The organism is Pseudomonas sp. W15Feb34 (assembly GCF_023127765.1).
Lineage (GTDB): Bacteria > Pseudomonadota > Gammaproteobacteria > Pseudomonadales > Pseudomonadaceae > Aquipseudomonas > Aquipseudomonas synxantha_A.
The window spans coordinates 1-5,242 of the sequence record NZ_SPKN01000020.1 but is presented as its reverse complement, the minus strand read 5'-3'; the positions used below and the strand labels follow the sequence as shown (position 1 = coordinate 5,242).

General features: G+C 51.0%; 2 tRNA genes and 2 rRNA genes. All 4 read right to left on the bottom strand.

Annotated features, from left to right (window positions below):
- Positions 1–19: 19 nt before the first annotated feature.
- Positions 20–2,911: ribosomal RNA gene (locus tag E4O97_RS08625) — 23S ribosomal RNA — on the bottom strand.
- Between the two features lie 247 nt (positions 2,912–3,158).
- Positions 3,159–3,234: transfer RNA gene (locus E4O97_RS08620), tRNA-Ala, on the bottom strand.
- A gap of 30 nt (positions 3,235–3,264) precedes the next feature.
- Positions 3,265–3,341: transfer RNA gene (locus E4O97_RS08615), tRNA-Ile, on the bottom strand.
- An 82-nt stretch (positions 3,342–3,423) separates the two neighbouring features.
- Positions 3,424–4,960 (bottom strand): 16S ribosomal RNA (locus E4O97_RS08610).
- The 16S and 23S rRNA genes sit together here with 2 tRNA genes alongside, the layout of an rRNA operon.
- Positions 4,961–5,242 lie beyond the last annotated feature (282 nt).

Genomic DNA, 5,242 nt, shown 5'->3' with positions numbered 1-5,242 from the left:
CAAATTGCTTGGGTGTTATATGGTCAAGCCTCACGGGCAATTAGTATTGGTTAGCTCAACGCCTCACAGCGCTTACACACCCAACCTATCAACGTCGTAGTCTTCGACGGCCCTTCAGGGAACTCAAGGTTCCAGTGAGATCTCATCTTGAGGCTAGTTTCCCGCTTAGATGCTTTCAGCGGTTATCTATTCCGAACATAGCTACCCGGCAATGCCACTGGCGTGACAACCGGAACACCAGAGGTTCGTCCACTCCGGTCCTCTCGTACTAGGAGCAGCCCCTCTCAAATCTCAAACGTCCACGGCAGATAGGGACCGAACTGTCTCACGACGTTCTAAACCCAGCTCGCGTACCACTTTAAATGGCGAACAGCCATACCCTTGGGACCGGCTTCAGCCCCAGGATGTGATGAGCCGACATCGAGGTGCCAAACACCGCCGTCGATATGAACTCTTGGGCGGTATCAGCCTGTTATCCCCGGAGTACCTTTTATCCGTTGAGCGATGGCCCTTCCATACAGAACCACCGGATCACTAAGACCTACTTTCGTACCTGCTCGACGTGTCTGTCTCGCAGTCAAGCGCGCTTTTGCCTTTATACTCTACGACCGATTTCCGACCGGTCTGAGCGCACCTTCGTACTCCTCCGTTACTCTTTAGGAGGAGACCGCCCCAGTCAAACTACCCACCATACACTGTCCTCGATCCGGATAACGGACCTGAGTTAGAACCTCAAAGTTGCCAGGGTGGTATTTCAAGGTTGGCTCCACGCAGACTGGCGTCCACGCTTCAAAGCCTCCCACCTATCCTACACAAGCAAATTCAAAGTCCAGTGCAAAGCTATAGTAAAGGTTCACGGGGTCTTTCCGTCTAGCCGCGGATACACTGCATCTTCACAGCGATTTCAATTTCACTGAGTCTCGGGTGGAGACAGCGCCGCCATCGTTACGCCATTCGTGCAGGTCGGAACTTACCCGACAAGGAATTTCGCTACCTTAGGACCGTTATAGTTACGGCCGCCGTTTACCGGGGCTTCGATCAAGAGCTTCGCGTTAGCTAACCCCATCAATTAACCTTCCGGCACCGGGCAGGCGTCACACCCTATACGTCCACTTTCGTGTTTGCAGAGTGCTGTGTTTTTAATAAACAGTCGCAGCGGCCTGGTATCTTCGACCGGCATGAGCTTACGGAGCAAGTCCTTCACCCTCACCGGCGCACCTTCTCCCGAAGTTACGGTGCCATTTTGCCTAGTTCCTTCACCCGAGTTCTCTCAAGCGCCTTGGTATTCTCTACCCAACCACCTGTGTCGGTTTGGGGTACGGTTCCTGGTTACCTGAAGCTTAGAAGCTTTTCTTGGAAGCATGGCATCAACCACTTCGTTAACTAAAAGTTAACTCGTCATCAGCTCTCGGCCTTAGAATCCCGGATTTACCTAAGATTCCAGCCTACCACCTTAAACTTGGACAACCAACGCCAAGCTGGCCTAGCCTTCTCCGTCCCTCCATCGCAATAACCAGAAGTACAGGAATATTAACCTGTTTTCCATCGACTACGCTTTTCAGCCTCGCCTTAGGGACCGACTAACCCTGCGTCGATTAACGTTGCGCAGGAAACCTTGGTCTTTCGGCGTGGGTGTTTTTCACACCCATTGTCGTTACTCATGTCAGCATTCGCACTTCTGATACCTCCAGCAAGCTTCTCAACTCACCTTCACAGGCTTACAGAACGCTCCTCTACCGCATCACTTACGTGATACCCGTAGCTTCGGTGTATGGTTTGAGCCCCGTTACATCTTCCGCGCAGGCCGACTCGACTAGTGAGCTATTACGCTTTCTTTAAAGGGTGGCTGCTTCTAAGCCAACCTCCTAGCTGTCTAAGCCTTCCCACATCGTTTCCCACTTAACCATAACTTTGGGACCTTAGCTGACGGTCTGGGTTGTTTCCCTTTTCACGACGGACGTTAGCACCCGCCGTGTGTCTCCCATGCTCGGCACTTGTAGGTATTCGGAGTTTGCATCGGTTTGGTAAGTCGGGATGACCCCCTAGCCGAAACAGTGCTCTACCCCCTACAGTGATACATGAGGCGCTACCTAAATAGCTTTCGAGGAGAACCAGCTATCTCCGAGCTTGATTAGCCTTTCACTCCGATCCACAGGTCATCCGCTAACTTTTCAACGGTAGTCGGTTCGGTCCTCCAGTTAGTGTTACCCAACCTTCAACCTGCCCATGGATAGATCGCCCGGTTTCGGGTCTATTCCCAGCGACTAGACGCCCTATTAAGACTCGCTTTCGCTACGCCTCCCCTATTCGGTTAAGCTCGCCACTGAAAATAAGTCGCTGACCCATTATACAAAAGGTACGCAGTCACCCAACAAAGTGGGCTCCCACTGCTTGTACGCATACGGTTTCAGGATCTATTTCACTCCCCTCTCCGGGGTTCTTTTCGCCTTTCCCTCACGGTACTAGTTCACTATCGGTCAGTCAGTAGTATTTAGCCTTGGAGGATGGTCCCCCCATATTCAGACAAAGTTTCTCGTGCTCCGTCCTACTCGATTTCATGACTAAGAGATTTTCGCGTACAGGGCTATCACCCACTATGGCCGCACTTTCCAGAGCGTTCCGCTAATCTCAAAGCCACTTAAGGGCTAGTCCCCGTTCGCTCGCCACTACTAAGGGAATCTCGGTTGATTTCTTTTCCTCAGGGTACTTAGATGTTTCAGTTCCCCTGGTTCGCCTCTTGCACCTATGTATTCAGTACAAGATAACCATCTTATGATGGCTGGGTTCCCCCATTCAGACATCTCCGGATCAAAGTCTGTTTGCCGACTCCCCGAAGCTTTTCGCAGGCTACCACGTCTTTCATCGCCTCTGACTGCCAAGGCATCCACCGTATGCGCTTCTTCACTTGACCATATAACCCCAAGCAATCTGGTTATACTATGAAGACAACATTCGCCGAAAATTCGAATTTCTCAATTAAGAGAACTCACAAATTTTACCTTAGCCTGATCCGTTACCAGTGAAAGTAACGTTCAGTCTATCTTTCTATCACATACCCAAATTTTTAAAGAACGAACTAGTCAAAGACTAGAAATCAACATTCACCATCACAACGATGGAATGCTCATTTCTAAGCTTTATACAAACAGAAGCAGTAGTGGTGGAGCCAAACGGGATCGAACCGTTGACCTCCTGCGTGCAAGGCAGGCGCTCTCCCAGCTGAGCTATGGCCCCGTATTTCTACAGGCGTTTCCCACACAAAATTGGTGGGTCTGGGCAGATTCGAACTGCCGACCTCACCCTTATCAGGGGTGCGCTCTAACCAACTGAGCTACAGACCCAATTTCGGGCTGCTTCTTTTCGTCTTCTTCAATGAATCAAGCAATTCGTGTGGGAACTTATGGAGCAGCTGATGTCGTCGATTAAGGAGGTGATCCAGCCGCAGGTTCCCCTACGGCTACCTTGTTACGACTTCACCCCAGTCATGAATCACACCGTGGTAACCGTCCTCCCGAAGGTTAGACTAGCTACTTCTGGTGCAACCCACTCCCATGGTGTGACGGGCGGTGTGTACAAGGCCCGGGAACGTATTCACCGCGACATTCTGATTCGCGATTACTAGCGATTCCGACTTCACGCAGTCGAGTTGCAGACTGCGATCCGGACTACGATCGGTTTTATGGGATTAGCTCCACCTCGCGGCTTGGCAACCCTCTGTACCGACCATTGTAGCACGTGTGTAGCCCAGGCCGTAAGGGCCATGATGACTTGACGTCATCCCCACCTTCCTCCGGTTTGTCACCGGCAGTCTCCTTAGAGTGCCCACCATGACGTGCTGGTAACTAAGGACAAGGGTTGCGCTCGTTACGGGACTTAACCCAACATCTCACGACACGAGCTGACGACAGCCATGCAGCACCTGTCTCAATGTTCCCGAAGGCACCAATCCATCTCTGGAAAGTTCATTGGATGTCAAGGCCTGGTAAGGTTCTTCGCGTTGCTTCGAATTAAACCACATGCTCCACCGCTTGTGCGGGCCCCCGTCAATTCATTTGAGTTTTAACCTTGCGGCCGTACTCCCCAGGCGGTCAACTTAATGCGTTAGCTGCGCCACTAAAAGCTCAAGGCTTCCAACGGCTAGTTGACATCGTTTACGGCGTGGACTACCAGGGTATCTAATCCTGTTTGCTCCCCACGCTTTCGCACCTCAGTGTCAGTATTAGTCCAGGTGGTCGCCTTCGCCACTGGTGTTCCTTCCTATATCTACGCATTTCACCGCTACACAGGAAATTCCACCACCCTCTACCATACTCTAGTCAGTCAGTTTTGAATGCAGTTCCCAGGTTGAGCCCGGGGATTTCACATCCAACTTAACAAACCACCTACGCGCGCTTTACGCCCAGTAATTCCGATTAACGCTTGCACCCTCTGTATTACCGCGGCTGCTGGCACAGAGTTAGCCGGTGCTTATTCTGTCGGTAACGTCAAAATTGCAGAGTATTAATCTACAACCCTTCCTCCCAACTTAAAGTGCTTTACAATCCGAAGACCTTCTTCACACACGCGGCATGGCTGGATCAGGCTTTCGCCCATTGTCCAATATTCCCCACTGCTGCCTCCCGTAGGAGTCTGGACCGTGTCTCAGTTCCAGTGTGACTGATCATCCTCTCAGACCAGTTACGGATCGTCGCCTTGGTGAGCCATTACCCCACCAACTAGCTAATCCGACCTAGGCTCATCTGATAGCGCAAGGCCCGAAGGTCCCCTGCTTTCTCCCGTAGGACGTATGCGGTATTAGCGTCCGTTTCCGAACGTTATCCCCCACTACCAGGCAGATTCCTAGGCATTACTCACCCGTCCGCCGCTCTCAAGAGAAGCAAGCTTCTCTCTACCGCTCGACTTGCATGTGTTAGGCCTGCCGCCAGCGTTCAATCTGAGCCATGATCAAACTCTTCAGTTCAAACATCTTTGGGTTTTTAAGAAACCCTAAACTTGGCTCAGCAATCGTTGGTTACATCTTTGATTTCTCGCGGAGTAACTTGTGATGCTGATAATCTTGTTGACTATCAGTCTGACTCCACAAGCACCCACACGAATTGCTTGATTCAGTTGTTAAAGAGCGGTTGGTTAAGATCTTTCGTCTCAACCGAGGCGCGCATTCTACAGCAGCCTCATTTGCTGTCAAGTGATTATTTTCAGAAGCTTTCGAAGATTTCTTCAACAACTTCAACCACTTGCGCTT